18 protein-coding genes are annotated in these 18,479 nt (G+C 33.6%); 11 read left to right on the top strand and 7 right to left on the bottom strand.

From position 1 onward, the window contains the following. Positions 1 to 140: 140 nt before the first annotated feature. From purD to D1003_RS04715, 3 genes are all read left to right on the top strand, one after another. Positions 141 to 1,379 carry a phosphoribosylamine--glycine ligase gene (gene purD / locus D1003_RS04725; protein ID WP_153935936.1) on the top strand — a complete coding sequence of 413 codons (1,239 nt, stop codon included), beginning with the start codon at positions 141 to 143 and terminating at the stop codon, positions 1,377 to 1,379. Between the two features lie 93 nt (positions 1,380 to 1,472). Beyond that, positions 1,473 to 3,002: a glutamine-hydrolyzing GMP synthase gene (guaA, locus tag D1003_RS04720; RefSeq protein ID WP_153935935.1), complete on the top strand. Its 1,530-nt coding sequence runs from the start codon at positions 1,473 to 1,475 to the stop codon at positions 3,000 to 3,002. Between the two features lie 25 nt (positions 3,003 to 3,027). Beyond that, entirely contained in the window at positions 3,028 to 3,909 is an 882-nt protein-coding gene (locus D1003_RS04715) for a mechanosensitive ion channel family protein (protein ID WP_153935934.1), read from the top strand. A 39-nt stretch (positions 3,910 to 3,948) separates the two neighbouring features. Here the strand turns inward: D1003_RS04715 and D1003_RS04710 are convergent, their stop codons facing one another. The 4 genes from D1003_RS04710 to D1003_RS04695 all read right to left on the bottom strand — a co-directional run bounded on the left by D1003_RS04710 (position 3,949) and on the right by D1003_RS04695 (position 7,651). Further along, complete coding sequence (locus tag D1003_RS04710) at positions 3,949 to 5,187, bottom strand: DUF1015 domain-containing protein (RefSeq protein WP_014938774.1); 1,239 nt, start codon at positions 5,185 to 5,187, stop codon at positions 3,949 to 3,951. Between the two features lies 1 nt (position 5,188). Continuing rightward, positions 5,189 to 6,142, bottom strand: coding sequence for a D-2-hydroxyacid dehydrogenase (locus D1003_RS04705; protein WP_153935933.1), 954 nt, complete (start codon positions 6,140 to 6,142; stop codon positions 5,189 to 5,191). A 15-nt stretch (positions 6,143 to 6,157) separates the two neighbouring features. Continuing rightward, the gene (gene serC / locus D1003_RS04700) at positions 6,158 to 7,219 is read right to left on the bottom strand and encodes a 3-phosphoserine/phosphohydroxythreonine transaminase (RefSeq protein WP_153935932.1); all 1,062 of its coding nucleotides are present in this window, start codon (positions 7,217 to 7,219) and stop codon (positions 6,158 to 6,160) included. 81 nt (positions 7,220 to 7,300) lie between these two features. After that, positions 7,301 to 7,651: a 4Fe-4S binding protein gene (locus D1003_RS04695; RefSeq protein WP_052911114.1), complete on the bottom strand. Its 351-nt coding sequence runs from the start codon at positions 7,649 to 7,651 to the stop codon at positions 7,301 to 7,303. Between the two features lie 56 nt (positions 7,652 to 7,707). On the opposite strand from D1003_RS04695, the gene D1003_RS04690 reads away from it, so the two are divergent. Further along, the gene (locus D1003_RS04690) at positions 7,708 to 8,742 is read left to right on the top strand and encodes an acyl-CoA reductase (RefSeq protein WP_153935931.1); all 1,035 of its coding nucleotides are present in this window, start codon (positions 7,708 to 7,710) and stop codon (positions 8,740 to 8,742) included. Between the two features lie 49 nt (positions 8,743 to 8,791). After that, a complete protein-coding gene (locus D1003_RS04685; protein WP_107046657.1) occupies positions 8,792 to 9,484 on the top strand; it encodes a Bax inhibitor-1 family protein in 693 nt (230 codons plus the stop codon). 72 nt (positions 9,485 to 9,556) lie between these two features. On the opposite strand, the gene D1003_RS04680 is transcribed toward D1003_RS04685, so the two are convergent. Both D1003_RS04680 and D1003_RS04675 read right to left on the bottom strand, forming a co-directional pair. Next, the gene (locus D1003_RS04680; protein ID WP_153935930.1) at positions 9,557 to 10,213 is read right to left on the bottom strand and encodes a hypothetical protein; all 657 of its coding nucleotides are present in this window, start codon (positions 10,211 to 10,213) and stop codon (positions 9,557 to 9,559) included. Between the two features lie 430 nt (positions 10,214 to 10,643). Next, positions 10,644 to 11,882 carry a metallophosphoesterase gene (locus D1003_RS04675; RefSeq protein WP_153935929.1) on the bottom strand — a complete coding sequence of 413 codons (1,239 nt, stop codon included), beginning with the start codon at positions 11,880 to 11,882 and terminating at the stop codon, positions 10,644 to 10,646. 226 nt (positions 11,883 to 12,108) lie between these two features. On the opposite strand from D1003_RS04675, the gene D1003_RS04670 reads away from it, so the two are divergent. Both D1003_RS04670 and D1003_RS04665 read left to right on the top strand, forming a co-directional pair. Continuing rightward, positions 12,109 to 13,464, top strand: a complete 1,356-nt coding sequence (locus D1003_RS04670) for a deoxyguanosinetriphosphate triphosphohydrolase (RefSeq protein WP_153935928.1) — start codon at positions 12,109 to 12,111, stop codon at positions 13,462 to 13,464. Positions 13,465 to 13,520: 56 nt separating this feature from the next. Next, on the top strand, positions 13,521 to 13,820 hold the full coding sequence (locus D1003_RS04665; RefSeq protein WP_153935927.1) for a DUF493 domain-containing protein: 300 nt from the start codon (positions 13,521 to 13,523) through the stop codon (positions 13,818 to 13,820). Between the two features lie 26 nt (positions 13,821 to 13,846). Here the strand turns inward: D1003_RS04665 and D1003_RS04660 are convergent, their stop codons facing one another. Beyond that, positions 13,847 to 14,557: a DUF4294 domain-containing protein gene (locus D1003_RS04660; RefSeq protein WP_004919352.1), complete on the bottom strand. Its 711-nt coding sequence runs from the start codon at positions 14,555 to 14,557 to the stop codon at positions 13,847 to 13,849. Between the two features lie 54 nt (positions 14,558 to 14,611). Between D1003_RS04660 and D1003_RS04655 the strand changes: the two genes are divergently transcribed. The 4 genes from D1003_RS04655 to D1003_RS04640 all read left to right on the top strand — a co-directional run bounded on the left by D1003_RS04655 (position 14,612) and on the right by D1003_RS04640 (position 18,474). After that, the gene (locus D1003_RS04655) at positions 14,612 to 15,688 is read left to right on the top strand and encodes a M42 family metallopeptidase (RefSeq protein WP_013446708.1); all 1,077 of its coding nucleotides are present in this window, start codon (positions 14,612 to 14,614) and stop codon (positions 15,686 to 15,688) included. A gap of 100 nt (positions 15,689 to 15,788) precedes the next feature. Beyond that, positions 15,789 to 16,607: a GLPGLI family protein gene (locus D1003_RS04650; protein ID WP_153935926.1), complete on the top strand. Its 819-nt coding sequence runs from the start codon at positions 15,789 to 15,791 to the stop codon at positions 16,605 to 16,607. A 69-nt stretch (positions 16,608 to 16,676) separates the two neighbouring features. Continuing rightward, on the top strand, positions 16,677 to 17,192 hold the full coding sequence (idi, locus tag D1003_RS04645; protein ID WP_153935925.1) for an isopentenyl-diphosphate Delta-isomerase: 516 nt from the start codon (positions 16,677 to 16,679) through the stop codon (positions 17,190 to 17,192). Positions 17,193 to 17,547: 355 nt separating this feature from the next. Continuing rightward, positions 17,548 to 18,474, top strand: coding sequence for a DNA adenine methylase (locus D1003_RS04640; protein WP_153935924.1), 927 nt, complete (start codon positions 17,548 to 17,550; stop codon positions 18,472 to 18,474). Positions 18,475 to 18,479: the final 5 nt, after the last annotated feature.

Genomic DNA, 18,479 nt, shown 5'->3' with positions numbered 1-18,479 from the left:
AAATTTAAATATTGTATACATTAGCTAGAGAACGAATACTTAAAGGAAAAATTACTTTTTATTAGTGAAAACTATTAACATATAAGTTCAAATTTGTATTTTTGTGCAAGTCGTTACTTAAATAAAAAAAACAAAAAATAATGAGAATACTAATCGTTGGAAATGGAGGTAGAGAATCTGCTCTAGCTATGAAACTCAAAGATGATAAAAGAGTTACCCAAATGTATTTTGCTAAAGGCAATGCTACTACACAAGCCCTAGGTAAAACAGTACACGAGACAGATATTAAATACCTAAGAGATTTTGCTATCAAAGAAAAAATAGATTTAACCATTGTAGGACCAGAAGCTCCATTAGTAGACGGTTTAGTAGATGAGTTTAAAAAATTTGATTTAAAAGTTTTTGGTCCCAATCAAAAGGCAGCTAGTTTAGAAGGCAGTAAGGCATTTTCTAAAAAATTTATGCAAAAGCATGGAGTTAAAACAGCTGTTGCAAAAGTTTTTGATGCTTATGGAGAAGCCAAAGAATATTTGAAAAATAAAAATTATCCTTTAGTTATCAAAGCAAGTGGCTTAGCTGGAGGGAAAGGTGTAGTTATTTGTGAAGATTATGATGAAGCATTGGCTACCCTTGATGATTTTATGATTAGAAGAATCTACGGAGATGCAGGTATTAGAGTTGTGATAGAGGAGTATTTAAGAGGATTTGAGGCTTCTATTATCGCTTTCTCTAATGGTCAAGAACTTTTTCCTTGTATACCAGTGAAAGATTATAAGAAGGTAGGGAACGGAGATAAAGGAGCGAATACGGGAGGAATGGGTAGTGTGGCTCCAAGTCCAGAATTTACAGAAGCTCATATGGAAGACTTTAGGAAAAATATACTCAACTCAACTATGCAAGGGCTTAAGGCTGATGAACTTGAGTTTAAAGGGTTTATCTTCTTTGGTCTAATGGTAACAGCCGATGGTTGCTACTGTTTGGAATACAATATGAGATTAGGTGACCCTGAAACACAAGTGATTATGCCTCTGTTAGAAAGTAATCTTGTAGATGTTATCGAAGATTGTTTAGAAGGTAAGGAAATTGAACTTAAATTTAGAGATGAGAAAGCCGTTTGTTTAGTAATGTGTTCTGGAGGTTATCCTAGAAATATAGAAACGGGATATGAAATCACTGGTTTAGATAAGGTGGCACACAGCCAAGTGTTATTTGCAGGAGCAACAAAGCAAGGTGAAAGAATTGTGAGTAATGGAGGGCGAGTAGTCAATTTTGTAGCCACAGCTCCAACCTATGAGGAAGCTCGAAATAAAGTTTATGCCGATGCACTTTCTGTAAACTTTGACTATGCTTTTTATCGTGATGATATTGCTAAATTTTAATCAGATTATAATCATATAACTAAATATCAAAAAGTAATTATGTGAAGTTTGTCAAAAGTTTCCATAGTTACTTTTTGTTTAAATAAACAATCTATGCAAAACGGAATTATCATATTAGACTTCGGTTCTCAGTACAACCAACTGATAGGAAGACGTATTAGAGAAATGGAGGTTTATTCTGAAGTATTACCTTACAATACACCTATTGAAACAATATTAGAAAAGAAGCCAAAAGGAATTATCTTATCTGGTGGACCTAGCTCTGTAAATGCGGAAAATGCCCACTTGGTAGATAAAGCTTTGTTTGAACAATCAATTCCTGTATTAGGAATTTGCTATGGTATGCAACTGACGACTCATATATTGGGAGGTACTGTAAAAAAAGGCATTAAAGGAGAATATGGCAAAGCTGAACTGAAAATACAACAATCGTCTAAATTATTTCAAGGTGTTTCGGAAGAATCTATTGTTTGGATGAGCCATTTTGATGAAGTAGAAGTAGTACCAGAAGGTTTTACTATTAACGCTAAAACAGAAGTAATTTCAGCTATTTCAAATGAAGATAGAGACATTTATTGCGTTCAGTTTCACCCAGAAGTTTCCCATACGGAAGAAGGGGTTAAAATGCTAGAAAATTTTGTCTTTAATATTTGTAAGGCAGAGAAAAACTGGAAACTTACCAGCTACATAGACCGTACCATAGAAGAAATTAGACAAAAAGTCGGTAACCAAAAAGTGATATTAGGACTATCTGGAGGTGTAGATTCTTCTGTAGCAGCGGTTTTAATCCATAAAGCTATTGGCTCTCAACTAACTTGTATTTTTGTAGATACAGGTCTTTTAAGAAAAAACGAAGCTCAGAAGGTAATGGAGAATTATGGCTCTCATTTCAATCTTAACATTAAGCTGATAGATGCTTCGGAAAGATTCCTGTCAAAATTAAAAGGCGTTTCGGACCCTGAACAAAAACGAAAAATCATCGGAAATGAGTTTGTAGCTGTTTTTGATGAAGAATCTCATAAAATAGAAGGTGCTAAGTTTTTAGCTCAAGGAACAATCTATCCCGATGTAATAGAATCTCAATCAGTTAAAGGTCCATCTGCAGTTATAAAATCTCATCATAATGTAGGTGGTTTACCAGAAGATATGGAATTTGAACTTTTAGAACCTTTGAGAGAGCTTTTCAAAGATGAAGTAAGAAAAGTAGGAGAGGAGCTAGGCATTCCACATCATTTGGTTTACAGGCATCCGTTTCCAGGACCTGGATTAGGTATTAGAATTTTGGGTGAAGTAGATGCTGAAAAAGCTAAGATATTGCAAGAAGCCGATGATATTTTTATAGAAGAACTTTATAAAAACGATTTATATGATAAAGTTTCTCAAGCGTTTGTAGTATTACTTCCGGTGAAATCGGTAGGGGTAATGGGAGACGAAAGAACTTACGAATATACGGCTGTAGTACGTTCTGCTAATACCATAGATTTTATGACGGCAACTTTTAGTAAATTCCCTTGGGAGTTCTTAGAAAAGGTGTCTAATAGGATTATCAATGAAGTTAAAGGCATCAATAGAGTAGCTTATGATATCTCTAGTAAACCACCTGCAACCATAGAGTGGGAGTAAAATTTAAGTAAAAAAAATAGATTATATGGTTTTAAATATTTTAGAACATTCATTCACTAAGAGTGTAGGTTCTGCGTGGGATAAAACTTATGAGAAATTAGAAGATTGGCAGTTGGCTATATTTTCTAATATCCCAAATTTTATTGTAGCTATTCTTGTTTTTACGGTATCTTTGTTTTTATCTAGGCTTATTTATAAACTCGTTATAAGTTTGCTTTACAAAACATCTCTGCAGGATTCTGCTAAGAATGTAATCGCTAGAATAGTTTCCGTAGGTGTTATTATGCTAGGTCTTATACTCGTTTTAGTTGTTCTCAACCTTAATGGAGTATTAAATACCATCTTAGCTGGTGCTGGAGTAATGGGATTAGCCGTTGGTTTAGCATTACAAGGTACATTATCTAATACTTTTTCTGGGATTGTACTTTCTTTAGTTAAAAATATCAGGATTGGAGATTGGGTGTCCTCAAATAATTTCTCTGGTCAAATTGTAGATATAGATTTTAGAATGACGACCATAAAAGATATAGATAATAATATTGTGTTGATACCTAATAAATTGGTGTTAGACTCTCCACTAAAAAATGCTTCTTTGACGTCTCAAAGAAGACTTATCCTAACCTGCGGTGTGGGGTATGAATCTGATTTAGATAAAGTTAAAGAAATTACTCTAGAAACAGTAAAAAAAACGGTTGAACACTTAGTAGAGGAAGAGGAAGTTGTTTTTCTCTATACATCGTTTGGAGATAGTGCCATCGATTTTGAATTGAGGTGTATGCTCAATGTTAGCTCTGGTTTGTTGGTAGCACAACAAAAAAGTAATCTTATTACTGCCCTAAAGAAAAGATTTGATGAGGAAGGTATCAATATACCTTTTCCTATTAGAACTTTCAAATTTGAACAATAAAGAAAAAAGCCTTGCTATTAAATTGCAAGGCTTCTTTTTTTATTTCATATCATACATCACCATTGCAGTCATCAGCTTAGGAGATATTAGAGTAGATTTTGGTGGCATTTTTTGATTTAAGTCGGATATTTTAACTAAATCATTAAAACTCACAGGATAAACTCCAAAAGCAATTTGATACTCGTTTGAATCAACTTTATCTTTTAACTTTAATATCCCGTTAATATCAGAAGTTCCCTTTAGAAACTTAACTCTATCAGAAGTTTTAGAGTTTTCTATACCTAAAATTGGCTTTAGAATAAACTTTTCTAAAAGATAATGATCCATACTATCTAAGCCTTCTTCGGTAGGACGAAGTTCGTGCTTGATATGTAAACTATAAAACTTTCCATCTAAATACATACTGATATGGAATTTTTTAGAAGGAAAATACGGTACTTCTCCCTTTTCATAGATAAGGAAATCTTGCTCCAATCGTTCTAAAAAATCCTCCTTAGAAAATCCATTAAGGTCTTTTACCAATCTATTGTAATCGTGTATTTTTATAGATTGATTAGATACAATGAAACTATAAACGAAATTATACCCTTCTGTACCCAAGCTCTTTTTGTTTTTCTCTCTTTGTAATTTTGCATTCAATGCAGCAGAGCCAATTCTATGGTGTCCGTCGGCTATGTAGAAAGAATCTATTTGATCTATAACTTCTTTAAACTGTTGGAGTTTTAGTCGATTATCTATTTTCCAAACTTTATGACAAATATTTTGGTCATCTTTGAAGTTTATAATAGGAATGTTTTTCTCCTCAAGGTTCATCAACATTTCTACCTTTGAATTCGCTGGATAAGTAAGGAGCACAGGTTCTGCTTGTAGTTCTACTTTACCAAGATATTCGGCTAACCTTTCTTTTTTATGTGTAATAGTAGCCTCGTGCTTTTTTATTTTACCATTCCAAAAATCCTCCACAGAAACCAATCCCAACAAACCTCTGAAAACAGTTTTATTAGGCATTATTTGCTCATATAAGTAGTAAGAAGCAGCATCTTGCATAAGATTATTCTTTGCTATTTCTTCGTAGTTATTTCTTACCTTTCTCAAATTCCTGTTCACATCTTTGGATTTACTGCATATATAGGGCTTTACCATATTGATGTAACTTCCCTCTACATTAGATTTTTCGGCTATTACATCGTCAGTATAGTTATCCAACGGGCGAGTGGGGAATATGTTGATGTACTCACTTCTTGGTCTTACTCCTTTAAATGGTTTGAATGTAGGCATTTTACGAATTAAAGTTTATAATTTGTTGGGCAAGTTCTGTTCCTATTCTTTCTTGAGCTTCAAGAGTGTTGCCTCCTAAATGAGGACTTAATGAAAGGCTAGGATTCATAAGTAAAGATAAAGAAGGCTCTGGTTCGTTCTCAAAAACATCTAGAGCAGCACCTGCTATTTTACCATTTTCAATAAATTCTAGTAATGCTTCCTCATTAAGTACACCACCTCTAGCCGTATTTACAATAAATACACCATCCTTCATAAGTTCGTATTCAGCAGAATCTAGTATATATCCTTCTGTTTTAGGTGTGTTTATTGTAATGAAATCAGACGAAGACAGTAACTTAGACAAGTCGTTTGTAGTTTCTATTTCAAAATCAAGACTTCTCCCATCAAAAAAATTGAGAGAAAGAGTTTCTTTTTTAATTTTTCTAGTGTAGGCTACGATATTCATTCCTAGGGCAATGCCTATTTTAGCCACTTCTTTACCAATACTTCCTAAACCGATAATCCCTAACGTTTTTCCTGAAAGTTCTACCGCTTTAGTGTAGGCTTTTTTCAAATCTTTAAACTTGGTATCTCCTTCTAGAGGCATCATTCGGTTAGATTCGTGTAAAAATCTCGCCAAAGAGAAGAAATGAGCAAATACCATCTCTGCCACAGATTTAGACGAAGCTAATGGTGTATTGATGACTTTAATACCTTTGGATAAAGCATAATCTACATCTATATTATCCATTCCTACACCACCTCTACCTATTATTTTGAGGTTAGGGCAGGCATCTATCAAGTCTTTTCTTACTTTGGTAGCACTTCTTACAAGAAGTACATCTATATTATTTTCATTTATAAAGTTGGCTAATTGCTCTTGAGCCACACGGTGCTCAACAAACTCTATTCCTGCATTTTTTAACATGGCAATCCCTGCATTGGACATACCATCGTTAGCTAATACTTTCATATTACTCATTTACTATTAGTCTAAAGATTTCATAACATCTACCAACACCTGTACACTTTCTAATGGGAGTGCATTGTAAAGGCTGGCTCTATAACCACCAATACTTCTATGTCCATTAAGTCCATTGATGCCTGCTTCTTTCCATAAAGTGTCAAACTTTTCTTTTTTGGATTCATCAATTAGTTTAAAGCTTACATTCATTATAGAACGGTCTTCTACAGCAGCAAAACCTTCAAACAGAGGATTTCTATCTATTTCGTTGTAGATAAGTTCGGCTTTAGCTTTATTTTTAGCTTCAGCAGCTGCAATTCCACCATTTTGCTCCAAATGTTGTAGTGTAAGCAATGAGGCATAAACGGCAAAAACAGGAGGTGTATTAAACATAGACTCCTTTTTAATGTGTAGAGAATAATCCAAATAAGAAGGAATCTCTCTTTGTACTTTTCCTAAAACCTCTTTCTTTACAACCACTAATACCGTTCCTGCAGGGCCCATATTTTTTTGTGCTCCAGCATAGATTAAATCAAACTTAGAAAAGTCTAGTTGTCTAGAGAAAATATCCGAACTCATATCACACACCATTGGAACTTCCACTTGAGGAAACTCTTTCATTTGAGTACCATAAATGGTATTATTAGAAGTACAATGGAAATAATCAAAATCTTTTCCTACAGTATAGTTTTTAGGGATATAGCTGTATTGGTCGGCTTTTGATGAGGCTACAATTTCTACATTTCCTAATTTTTGTGCTTCTTTTATTGCCCCTGCAGCCCAGGTCCCCGTATCTAGGTAAGCGGCTTTACCAGTAGTGGTAAGCAAATTAAAAGGAACCATAACAAACTGCAAACTAGCACCTCCTTGTAAAAACAAGACTTCATAATCATCATTAAGATTCATTAGTCGTTTTACAATAGCTCTAGCTTCGTCCATCACCGCTACGAAGTCTTTAGAACGGTGAGAGATTTCTAATAAAGATAAGCCTAATCCGTTAAAATCAAGCACGGCTTCCGCTGATTTTTGAAAAACCTCTTGTGGAAGTATGCACGGACCAGCACTAAAATTATGTTTTTTATTCATTTTTATTTTCTATTAGATTATTTCTATTAAAAACTAAAACGCCCGCCATTTTCAGTTTAACAGCGAGCGATATTGGGGTGTCTATTCACCGTGTAGAAATGCTTTCTTAGATAATAATTGTTCTTCTGTTTCTACATTATCTTCATCTGGGATACAACAATCTACAGGACATACAGCAGCACATTGTGGTTCTTCGTGGAAGCCTTTACATTCTGTACATTTGTCCGAAACTATAAAATAGACATCATCATTTACTGGCTCTTGTGGAGCATCTGCATCTATCGTAAGCCCAGAAGGCAATGTTACCATTCCTTTTAGTTCTGTTCCGTCAGAAGCACGCCAATCTACAGCTCCTTCATATATTGCATTATTAGGACATTCTGGCTCACAAGCCCCACAGTTAATGCATTCGTCAGTGATTATGATTGCCATTCTTAATAAATTTTTAAATTTGCACAAAGTTATCATATTTTTATACAAAATACCAAATGAATATCAGTATTAAAATTTCAGGTTTAGCTCAACTGGGACTTTTCATAAATCAATTTTTAGAAAAAACAGAAGAGTGTTATTCACAAGAAGAAGCTCTGTTTTCAGCGAAACTAAGCCGTGCAGAAATAGAAAATCCTTGGTTTACTCAAGACAGTTTACGGTTTGCATTAAAGCAATGGGCAGATTTATTAACCGAAGAAAACCTTAATAATTGGGTAAATAGCTATCCCGGAACCAAAGGCGGTAAAAAAGTAGGGTTGATTTTAGCAGGAAATATTCCTTTAGTTGGATTTCACGATGTTATCACAGTTGTACTTAGTGGGCATACGCCTGTTATTAAAATGTCCTCTAAGGATAAGCAAACTTTACCTTTTCTTTTAGAAAAATGGGCATCATTTTCTGAAGGTATAGAATATCAGTTGGTAGAAAAACTAGAGAATTACGACGCTGTAATTGCCACAGGAAGTAATAACACAGCGAGGTATCTAGAGTATTACTTTAAAAATAAGCCAAATATTATTCGCAAAAACCGAACTTCGGTGGCGGTTCTTTCGGGAAAAGAAACAAATGAAGAATTACAACTTTTAGCCGAAGATATTTTTAGATATTTTGGTCTAGGCTGCCGTAATGTTACGAGGCTTTTCATTCCTCAAGATTTTAAATTAGAGCGTTTGTTTGAAAACTTTGTAGGGTTTCAGGATATTATCAATCATCACAAATATGCCAACAATTATGACTATAACCGAGCGGTATATCTCCTAAATCAAGAAAATTTTTGGGATAATAATTTTGTGATGCTTAAAGAGGATACTCAACTTTTTAGTCCACTTTCGGTAATTAACTTTAGCCGTTATGATAATCTTGCAGAGGTTGAGGCTTTCCTAAATGAAAACCACGAAAATATACAGTGCATTGTAAGTCATCTCTGTTTGAATAGAGGAGAAGTAGGCTTTGGTGAGGCTCAAACTCCTAGTTTGAATACTTATGCCGATGATATAGATACTATGGCTTTTCTAAGTGCCATAGACTAATGGGAATGAATTAAATTTGTTATATTTGTCAAAATTAAAAAACAATCTTATGGAATATTCTAATGATTTACTAGTGGCACAGGCTACAGATGTTGAAAAAGCAACATTCTACAAGAAAACTTATACTCACTTAGCATTAGCGGTATTGGCTTTTGTGGTGGTAGAGAGTCTTCTTATTAGTGTAGTCCCTGAAGAAACCATCATTTCTATGATTTCTCAGAAGTATATTTGGCTTTTGATATTAGGAGGCTTTTGGTTAGCTTCTATTTTGGCGAACAAATGGACGCTTTCGCAAGATAAGGGTACGCAGTATATGGGCTTAGGGGTCTATGTGTTGCTAGAGGCAGTTATTTTCTTACCGATGATTTACATTGCAATGTTTTATAGCGACCCAACTCTAATACCGCAAGCGGCTATTATTACTTTAGCTTTGTTTGGTGGACTTACAGGAGTAGCGTTTACCAGCAAAAGAGATTTTTCGTTCCTAAGAAATATCATTGTAGTGGGTGGTTTTGTAGCTTTAGGACTTATTGTAGCTGGAGCTCTTTTTGGATTTAACCTTGGGCTTTGGTTTTCTGTGGGTATGGTACTTTTGGCATCAGCGAGTATCTTATACGAAACACAAAAACTACAATTTACTTATACCAAAAGTCAGTATGTAGGAGCTTCTCTACAATTGTTTGCTTCTGTAATGCTCCTGTTCTGGTATGTATTAAGAATTTTAATGTCTAGAAGAGATTAAAAGTATTTTGCTTAAAAAAGATAAAAAATCCTGAACTGTTTGGTTCAGGATTTTTTTTAGACTTCTTCAATTTTAACTTCTGACGAACTTGCCGATGCTTTCCAGCAGTTGTGGACGGTCGTCTAAGGCGATTTGGGCTACGGCATAAAACTCCCGAACCCAATCGGAAAGGGTGGCAAAGGCTTTGTTTTTCTGTTGGGTGGCATCTTGGCTTTCGCCTTTTTCTTTTTCGTAAGCCGCACGGAGGGTTTCTACTTGTTGGATTTGTGCGATTTGAGCATCAACCGCCGCTTTATTGATTTTGAATTTTTCTAACAGTGGTTGGGCTTCGCTGTGGCTTTGGGCTTGTTCGTAAAAGGTTTTGATTTCTTGCATTGCTTTGAGATAAGCGGCGGACAAACTGCCATCGAGGGCGAGGGTTTTCCAAAGTTCGTTTTTTTTCATTAGGGCGACTTTGGCTATTTTGCGGTGCTTGCCATAGGTTTTCTTTAGAACATCAAAGGCGTCTGAAAACCGGGCATAGGCTTCTTTTTCTTCGGCGGTTTCTTGTTGGTTTTGGTTGTAGAGTTGCTGGGTTTGGTCGAATAGGGCTTTGCCTTCGGCGATTTTGGTATCATCGTAGCCATAGTCTGCCAGTTCGGTTTTTAAATCTTGTACCTCATCTAAATTGGCGAATAATACGCGGTAGTTTTCGAGGTACTGGAGTTCGGAAGTTTTAAATTTGCTCATAGTATATTTATTTTACGGGTTAATAACTTTATAAATATACAAAAAATCAATCATTCTTCTATTTCTATGGATTATTTTTAGGTTCCTACCAGCTATTTTTGTATTCCTACTGGTTATTTTCCTATTCCTACTGAACATTCTTTTATTCCTACCAGCCGTTTTTGTATTCCTACCGGTCATTCTTCTATTCCTACCGGTCGTTTTTTGATTTATATTTAATAAAATAGCTTCCTAATTATCATTCTTCTATTTTTATAAAGTGGTTTTGTATTCCTACAAAGCATTGGTCTATGGATAGAGATATGAAAAAACACGAGCAATAAACTCGTGTCAGTAAGGAAATTACCTCTTTTGTTTTTTAATATATCGTCTTTGAAATAAACTTATTCTAAAATTTACCTAAATTTTGCTTATTTGTTAGTTAGAACTTTTACAATTTTGATTTTTTTCCTTTTCCGTCAATTATATATTCATTACCGCTTTCAATTAGCAAACCTTTGGTTTTGTCAGAGTTCTTTTCTTGTCCGTGAGCAACATCAATATTTATTAATTTTCCATTATATTCTTTTTTGATATTGTCGCTAATTGTATGACCAAATACTATTTTTTTTGCTTGATAAAAATTCAAGACTTTGTTTAATTCGGTTTCAGATATTTTGTTGTAGTGTTTATAATCAATTGCTAAGCCTCTATACCAAAATATACCTTCTCTACCAATTAGAAAATTAGCTTTTTCATCATTTTCTGGTTTGTTGTATAAATCTTTAAACCAGTTTTGTTGAGAAAGACCGTTAATGTCTGAAATTGATAAATTATATTTTAAAATATTTGGACTCAATCCCGCATGAACAAAAATGTAATTTCCTATTTTTTCTATTCCATTTTTTGAACGCAACCATTTTCCTAATTCTGTTTTTTCAGAAAACATATATTGAGTTGCTTTTTTCCAATCCTCTGTTTTACTAATTAAACTAGCAACTTTAATATATTTTTCGTTATTATATTTAAATCGTCCTTGAAAATTTATTATCTCGTGGTTACCTAGTATATAATGTACTTTTCCACCTTGTTTTTCAGACTGTTCTTCCAATTTATAAATTAGCCAAAGTACTGCAGTTACATTCGTACCTCTATCTACAAAGTCTCCTGTAAGGACTAGATGTCCATTACCAAAAATCCAGTTATAATTAGTATCTACTACTTTGTTGTTTATAAGAAAACTTGAAAAAGCATCAAAATTTCCTTCAATATCTGAAATTGCAATTAACTTTTGTGGCATTACATAAAAATCAGCATTTTTTTGAATTATTGTTTTTTTTGAGAAGTAAAATTTATCTAAATCTTTATTATTTACCCTAACTAAAATTGAATCATTTTTTTTATATCTCGTTGTTCTTAAAATATTTAAAGAATCTACATAATACATTGTTGAATCAATAATATAAGGACCGTCAAAACCATTTAGTTTTACAATATGTTTCTTTTTGTAACAAAGTTCAAAGTCTCTATCTTCAAATAAAACTCTCAAGCCTGACCAAGTGGAATGTCTCCCATCTTCATATTCAATATTAATCCCAAAAACTAATAAAAAAATAATAATAGAAGAAATTATTGTAATGGTTACAATCTTTAATATTTTAAATATTTGTATCGTTAACGGTTGTTTCATAAATATGTTTGCTAATTGTTAGGGCATTACTGAAGTTGGCTACTGGTTTCAACTAAATTACTACCTTCCAAATATAAACAAATTTTTCATCTTAAAAATCAGTTCGTATTTTAGCGATACTTTACTGTGTGTCAGTATTTTTGTAACACACTTTTTAATCCTAGCTCATTATGTTTGTTATTTTATTTACTTATTTTTGCTTCCTAAATTATTTGTGTGTTTTAATATGGATTTAAACCAACTTTTCACCAATCAAAGAACAGGTAACGACCCTAATACCAAAGTTTCTCGAAACGATTTCCAAAGGGATTATGATAGAATTATATTCTCTTCGGCTTTTAGAAGGTTGCAAAATAAAACGCAAGTGTTCCCATTGCCAGGGAGTGTTTTCGTGCATAATAGGCTTACGCATTCGTTGGAGGTTTCATCTGTTGGGCGGAGTTTAGGAAGTCTAGCGGGAGCTTTCTTGGTGGAAACTTATAAGAACGATTTATCCGAAACAGCACAGCATTTCTATACCTATCAGCTAGGAGAGGTTATTGCGGCTGCTTGTCTTTGCCACGATATAGGCAACCCTGCTTTTGGACATTCGGGAGAAGATGCCATCGCAAGTTATTTCGCTAGGAATGAAAGTGAACTTAAACCTAAATTCGCACCTAACGAATGGGCAGATTTTATCAATTTTGAAGGAAATGCCAATGCGATAAGAGTGCTTACCAATAAGCAAGTAGGAAAGGAAAAAGGAGGCATTCAACTTACCCATACTACTTTAGCGAGTATCGCAAAGTATCCTTGTGAGGCGATAGCTAAAGATAAAAGTGTTCTGCACCGAAAGAAGTTTGGATTCTTCCAAAGCGAAAAAGAAACTTTTAAGCACATTGCCGAAAATACAGCGATGATACAGGAAACTCAAAATCCGTTAGGCTACAAAAGACACCCTTTTGTGTGGTTGGTAGAAGCGGCAGATGATATTTGCTACAATATCATAGATATGGAAGATGCCCATAGATTGGGGATTGTAAATACTTCGGATTGTAAAAATTTGTTTTATGATTTAATAAAATCCATAGAGATTGACACTAAAAAGATAGACCAAAAACTAAGTGTAATTACGGATAGTAACGAGCAAATTTCTTATTTAAGAGCTAAAGTCATCAACTCTTTAATTAACAAGTCTATTGAAATATTTAAAGATAATGCGGCAGATTTATTAGAAGGGAATTTTGCTAGTTCGTTGCTTGGCATTTACCAAAAAGAAAATGATGCCCTCCAAAAGATAGAGAAATTTTCCGTTGAAAAAATATATAATCATAAGGCGGTAGTAGAGATTGAAAACGCGGGTTATAATGTAATGTATGAGTTGCTAAATCACTTTATTCCTTCGGCGGTTCTAGCCCCTTCGGAGCGAAAAGGTTATGATAAAAAGGCTCTTCAGCTAATTCCTAATCAGTTTAGGGTAGAGGAGGGAAGTGTGTATCAAAAAGTATTGGGCGTACTAGATTTTGTAAGCGGTATGACGGATAACTACGCCACCGACCTTTACCGAAAAATTAAAGGGATTGATATTGGTATGACGATGTAGTACGGTAATAATCCTAAAACTTATTTTGTATCTTTGCTCGGCAAAATAATAAAAGTATGGTAGAAACATTTGAAGACGACGCAACTAAAGACCCTTATCATTCGTTTAGAGAAAAACTGAATGAAGCTCATGACTTTCCTTCGGATTATCTTTTTAAATTTATTTTCCCTAATGATAAGGCTAAACTTACAGAAATTTATCAGATTTTTGATAATACTCAAAACTCCATATCTACCAAGGAAAGCAAGAACGGTAAATATATCTCTGCCAGTATCCAATCGTTTGTTCTAGATGCAAATCAGGTGATTAACCTTTATAAAGAAGTTCATAAGATAGAAGGCGTAATAATGCTATAAATCACGTTTAAAGTAAGAAAGGAATATTACTCCTTTCTTACTTTAAAATTTTTATGCCCTTCATAAGGTGCAAAATAACCTAGATTCCAATAAGATTGTAGTAGAGATTCTACAAATTCATCGTGTCTATTTCTGTATGGGTCGTAAGGTTCTTTTATATCTACATCAGCAATATTCCCCTTTACATTCCACCAGAAAGCACTCCAGCCTCCTCTTAATTCTTTTATAATATCGTACACGCTCTTGCCTGTGGCTCTGTACATTAGTTTGGCAAAAATACGACCTTCGGAGGTGGTTAAATCTCTTAGTTTTTTTTCGTAGGCTTGTGCAAGTTCTTCTTGTTTAGCTTTTATGTATTTTCTTTTTTCAGATTTATCATCAAGACGAGAGGTGTAGTTATTTATTTCGTTATATTGTTCTAAAGCAGTGATAAATAAAGGGTAAACTCGGTTCAATTTTTTACTTAAAAAGAAATAATAATTTTTATCTAACTGATTATTAAATCTAGGCTTGTTTGGAATAACTACTTCATCTAAAACGATTACTGTTTCGCCCTCAATTTCGTAGATTTTAGCTTGTTGTTTCGCATCGTAATAATAGTAATTTCCGTAGTCATCTTTCTTGAGTAATTCCTTTGGATATTGTGATAGCGCCTTTACAACAAGGGTATCCTTTTGTGCTTTAGACATAAAACCGATACACAAAAAAATAATCAGTAAATTTATTTTAAAATTCATTACTTTTACCTTCTCAAAATAAAAACTGTTTAATATCAAAAATTATTCCTTTTTATGAAATTTGAAAAGAAATCTTTAAAATTTTTAGAACAATACCTTAATACAGCTTCTCCTACTGGATATGAACACGCTGGACAGAAACTATGGATGGATTACATCAAGCCCTATGTAGATGAAGTAAGAACAGACCATTATGGGACAGCTTACGGAATCATCAATCCTGATGCATCGTTTAAAGTAGTTATAGAAGCTCACGCTGATGAAATTTCTTGGTATGTTAATTATATTACTGAAGATGGACTTATCTATGTGATTAGAAATGGGGGTTCAGACCAAAGTATTGCTCCATCTAAAGTAGTGAATATACACGGAGAAAAAGGCATTGTAAAAGGTGTTTTTGGGTGGCCCGCAATACATACTAGAGCTAAACAGGAAGAGCCTGTACCTAAAATAGAAAATATCTTTATAGATTGTGGAGCTAAGTCCAAAGAAGAGGTGGAAAAAATGGGCATCTATGTTGGTTGTATGATTACTTATCCTGATACCTTTTTTGAACTTAACGACCGTTATTTTGTCTGTCGTGCTTTGGATAATAGAATAGGCGGTTTTATGATAGCCGAAGTAGCTAGACTACTAAAAGAAAATAAAAATAAACTGCCATTTGGATTGTATATTACCAATTCTGTACAGGAGGAAGTTGGGCTTTACGGTGCCGAAATGATAGCCAATACCATTAAACCTAATATCGCTATCGTAACCGATGTTACCCACGATACTACGACGCCTTTTATTGATAAGAAAAAAGAAGGAGAGCAAAAATGTGGCGATGGACCAGTGGTTTTCTTCGCTCCTAGTGTACATCATAACATTAGAACTCTAATTACAGATACCGCTAAAGCTAAAAAAATTCCTTTCCAAAGAGCAGCTTCTAGCCGTGTTACAGGGACAGATACTGATGCTTTTGCTCATTCTAATGGTGGTGTACCGTCTGCACTTATTTCGCTTCCGTTAAGATATATGCATACTACGGTAGAGATGGTGGATAAAACTGATGTGCAAAATGTAATTAAACTCATTTATGAAACACTTCTTAAAATAACTCCTGAAATGGAACTGAAGTATCATAAGTAACCACTGAAAAATTTTTGAGACTTTATATTTTTTTGTTATAATTGTTGTCTGGCTAGTATAGTATGAAAATCGATATAACCAATTTAAAACACTAAATATTATGAAAAAAAGCATTCAGTTTGTTCTACTTTTTGTTTCGTTTGTAGCATTTTCTCAAACAACGAGGTTTATCTATGATTTTAAATATAAAACCGATTCCACAGCAACTTCTTACCAAAGTGAATCAATGGTATTGGAGTTGAATAATGACGAGATTCAGTTTTATGAACAAAAAGCGATAAGGATAGATTCACTAAATGCTCTGAATAACAATGGTTCATCAAGCTATACTTTTGAATTTGCGAAGATTAAAAGAAAACTATCCACTTCTACCAATAAGAATTACTATTTTCTTAGAGGAGATTATTGGGTTTATGAATCTAATGACAAAATTGAATGGAAGATAGAAAATGAAACTAAAAAAATTGGTGATTGGACTGCACAGCGAGCAACTACAAACTTTGGAGGTAGAAAATGGATTGCTTGGTTTGTGGCTTCTCTTCCAATTTCCGAAGGTCCTCACAAATTTAATGGTCTTCCTGGGCTTGTTGTAGAACTTTATGATACTAAAGATAATTTTGTTTATAAATTATTAAAAATAGAGAAACCTAAGACTACGAATACTAATATTGTAGAGACCGTTTTCAAAAAGAATCCAGTTTCAATTCCATACAAAAAATTTAGAGAGATGCAGATAGACAACTATAATGACCCATATTATCAATTTCGCTCAATGAGAGAGGGAACTTGGGCAATTAATGTGGGAGGGCAGAAGGTAACTACTCACGAAGGTCTTAATAAAGTAACCAGAGATTTACAAGCCTATTTAAGAAAAAATAATAATCCTATAGAACTAGATAAAGTAATTTCGTATAAGTAATTGTTTGGGTATTAAATTCAGTTTAAACAGTTTCTTGTAAAGGAATAATACCTTAAATTTGCCACCATTATGTGTGAAAAAGTCGTTTTAGTAAATCCTAAAGATGAGGTTTTAGGTGTGATGGAAAAACTCCAAGCGCATAGAGGTGGCTTTCTGCATCGTGCTTTTTCGGTTTTCTTATTCAATACCAAAGGAGAGATGTTGCTCCAGAGGAGGGCAGATGCTAAGTATCATTCACCTAAACTTTGGACTAATGCGGTTTGTTCTCACCCAAGATTAGGAGAAAGTTACAAGGCTGGAGCTCAGAGAAGACTCATTGAAGAGTTGGGTATTGATGCTGATATTTCCGAAAAATTCAGTTTCATTTATAAAGCCGAGGTTGGTGATAATCTTTGGGAACACGAGCTAGACTATGTATTTACAGGAATTTACGAAGGTGATTTTAACCTTAATCCAGAAGAAGTTTCGGAGGTAAGATACATCTCTATGGAAGCTCTGGACAAAGAGCTAGAGACTAATCCAGAGCAATTTACAGAATGGTTTAAAATTATTCTTAAAGAGTATAAACAAAAAATGTTGAAATAGCTTGTAATCTATTAAAAATAAATTTATTGATGTCTTAAATGACTGTTGTGGCTATTATTTATAGTTTAAATTAATAAATGGTTCTTTGTATAATTTTGCTTTGAATTAATCACAACATTCCAATATCTTCGCTAAGATTCAAAACTAAGAAGTTTTTTGTTTAGGATGGGTGAAAATCTAGAAACTAATAGGTTTTGAGATAATGTTAAATCATAAATTTCAACAGGTGTCTGTTCTTACCGTAACAGACACTCCGTTAGCCTAAGGACAGACACCCTGTTACGGTAAGGACGGATACGCTGTAGCGAAGCATACCAAATATAAAATTTGTAAATTTGCTGAAACTAAATTATAGATGGCTGTAGTAAGTAAACAACATTTAAAAAAAATCAAATCTCCTCTTAATTATATCGGTGGTAAAACTAAGATTTTAGACCAAATTTTACCGTTATTTCCGAGAGATATTGATACCTTTATTGATTTGTTTGCTGGTGGTTGTAATGTTGGTATAAATGTAACAGCCAATAAGGTTTATTTCAACGATAATCTAACTTATCTAATAGAAATGTATAAAGCATTTCAAAAAAATGAGTTAGACAAAACGATTTCTCATATTGAAGGAAGAATAAACGAATTTCAGCTTTCTTTAACAAACGAAGAAGGGTACAAGTGTATGCGAGAAACATACAATAAGCAAAAGCATCCATTAGATTTATTTGTCCTCATCGCTTTTTCTTTTAATCACCAAATTCGCTTTAATAATCACCACGAGTTTAATAATCCTTTTGGGAGAGATAGAAGTAGCTTTAACCCTTCTATGAAACATAATTTGGAAAGGTTTATTATTAGTTTAAAAGAAACAGAAGCTTATTTTACTCATTTCTGCTTCAATAACTTTGATTTTAGTTCTCTCACAAGCAGGGATTTTGTTTACTGTGACCCTCCTTATCTCATTACAACTGGAACCTATAATGATGGGAAGAGAGGTTTTAAGGGTTGGACAGAAAAAGAGGAAAAACAACTTTTAGGATTGTTAGATAATTTAGATAAAAGGAATGTGAAATTTGGCTTATCTAATGTACTGGAGCATAAAGGAAAATCAAATAATATTCTAAAAAAATGGATAGAAAACAACCCTAGCTATTATATCAATTATATTAACACTCACTATTCTAATTCAAACTATCAAACAAGAAATAAGCAGGCAAGTATTGAAGTTCTGATAACAAATTACCAACCACAGATGCAACAAAAAGAAAAAACGCTTTTTGATGACTTCTAACATAT

Source organism: Riemerella anatipestifer (assembly GCF_009663465.1).
Lineage (GTDB): Bacteria > Bacteroidota > Bacteroidia > Flavobacteriales > Weeksellaceae > Riemerella > Riemerella anatipestifer_C.
This window is presented reverse-complemented; position numbering and strand designations above follow the sequence as displayed.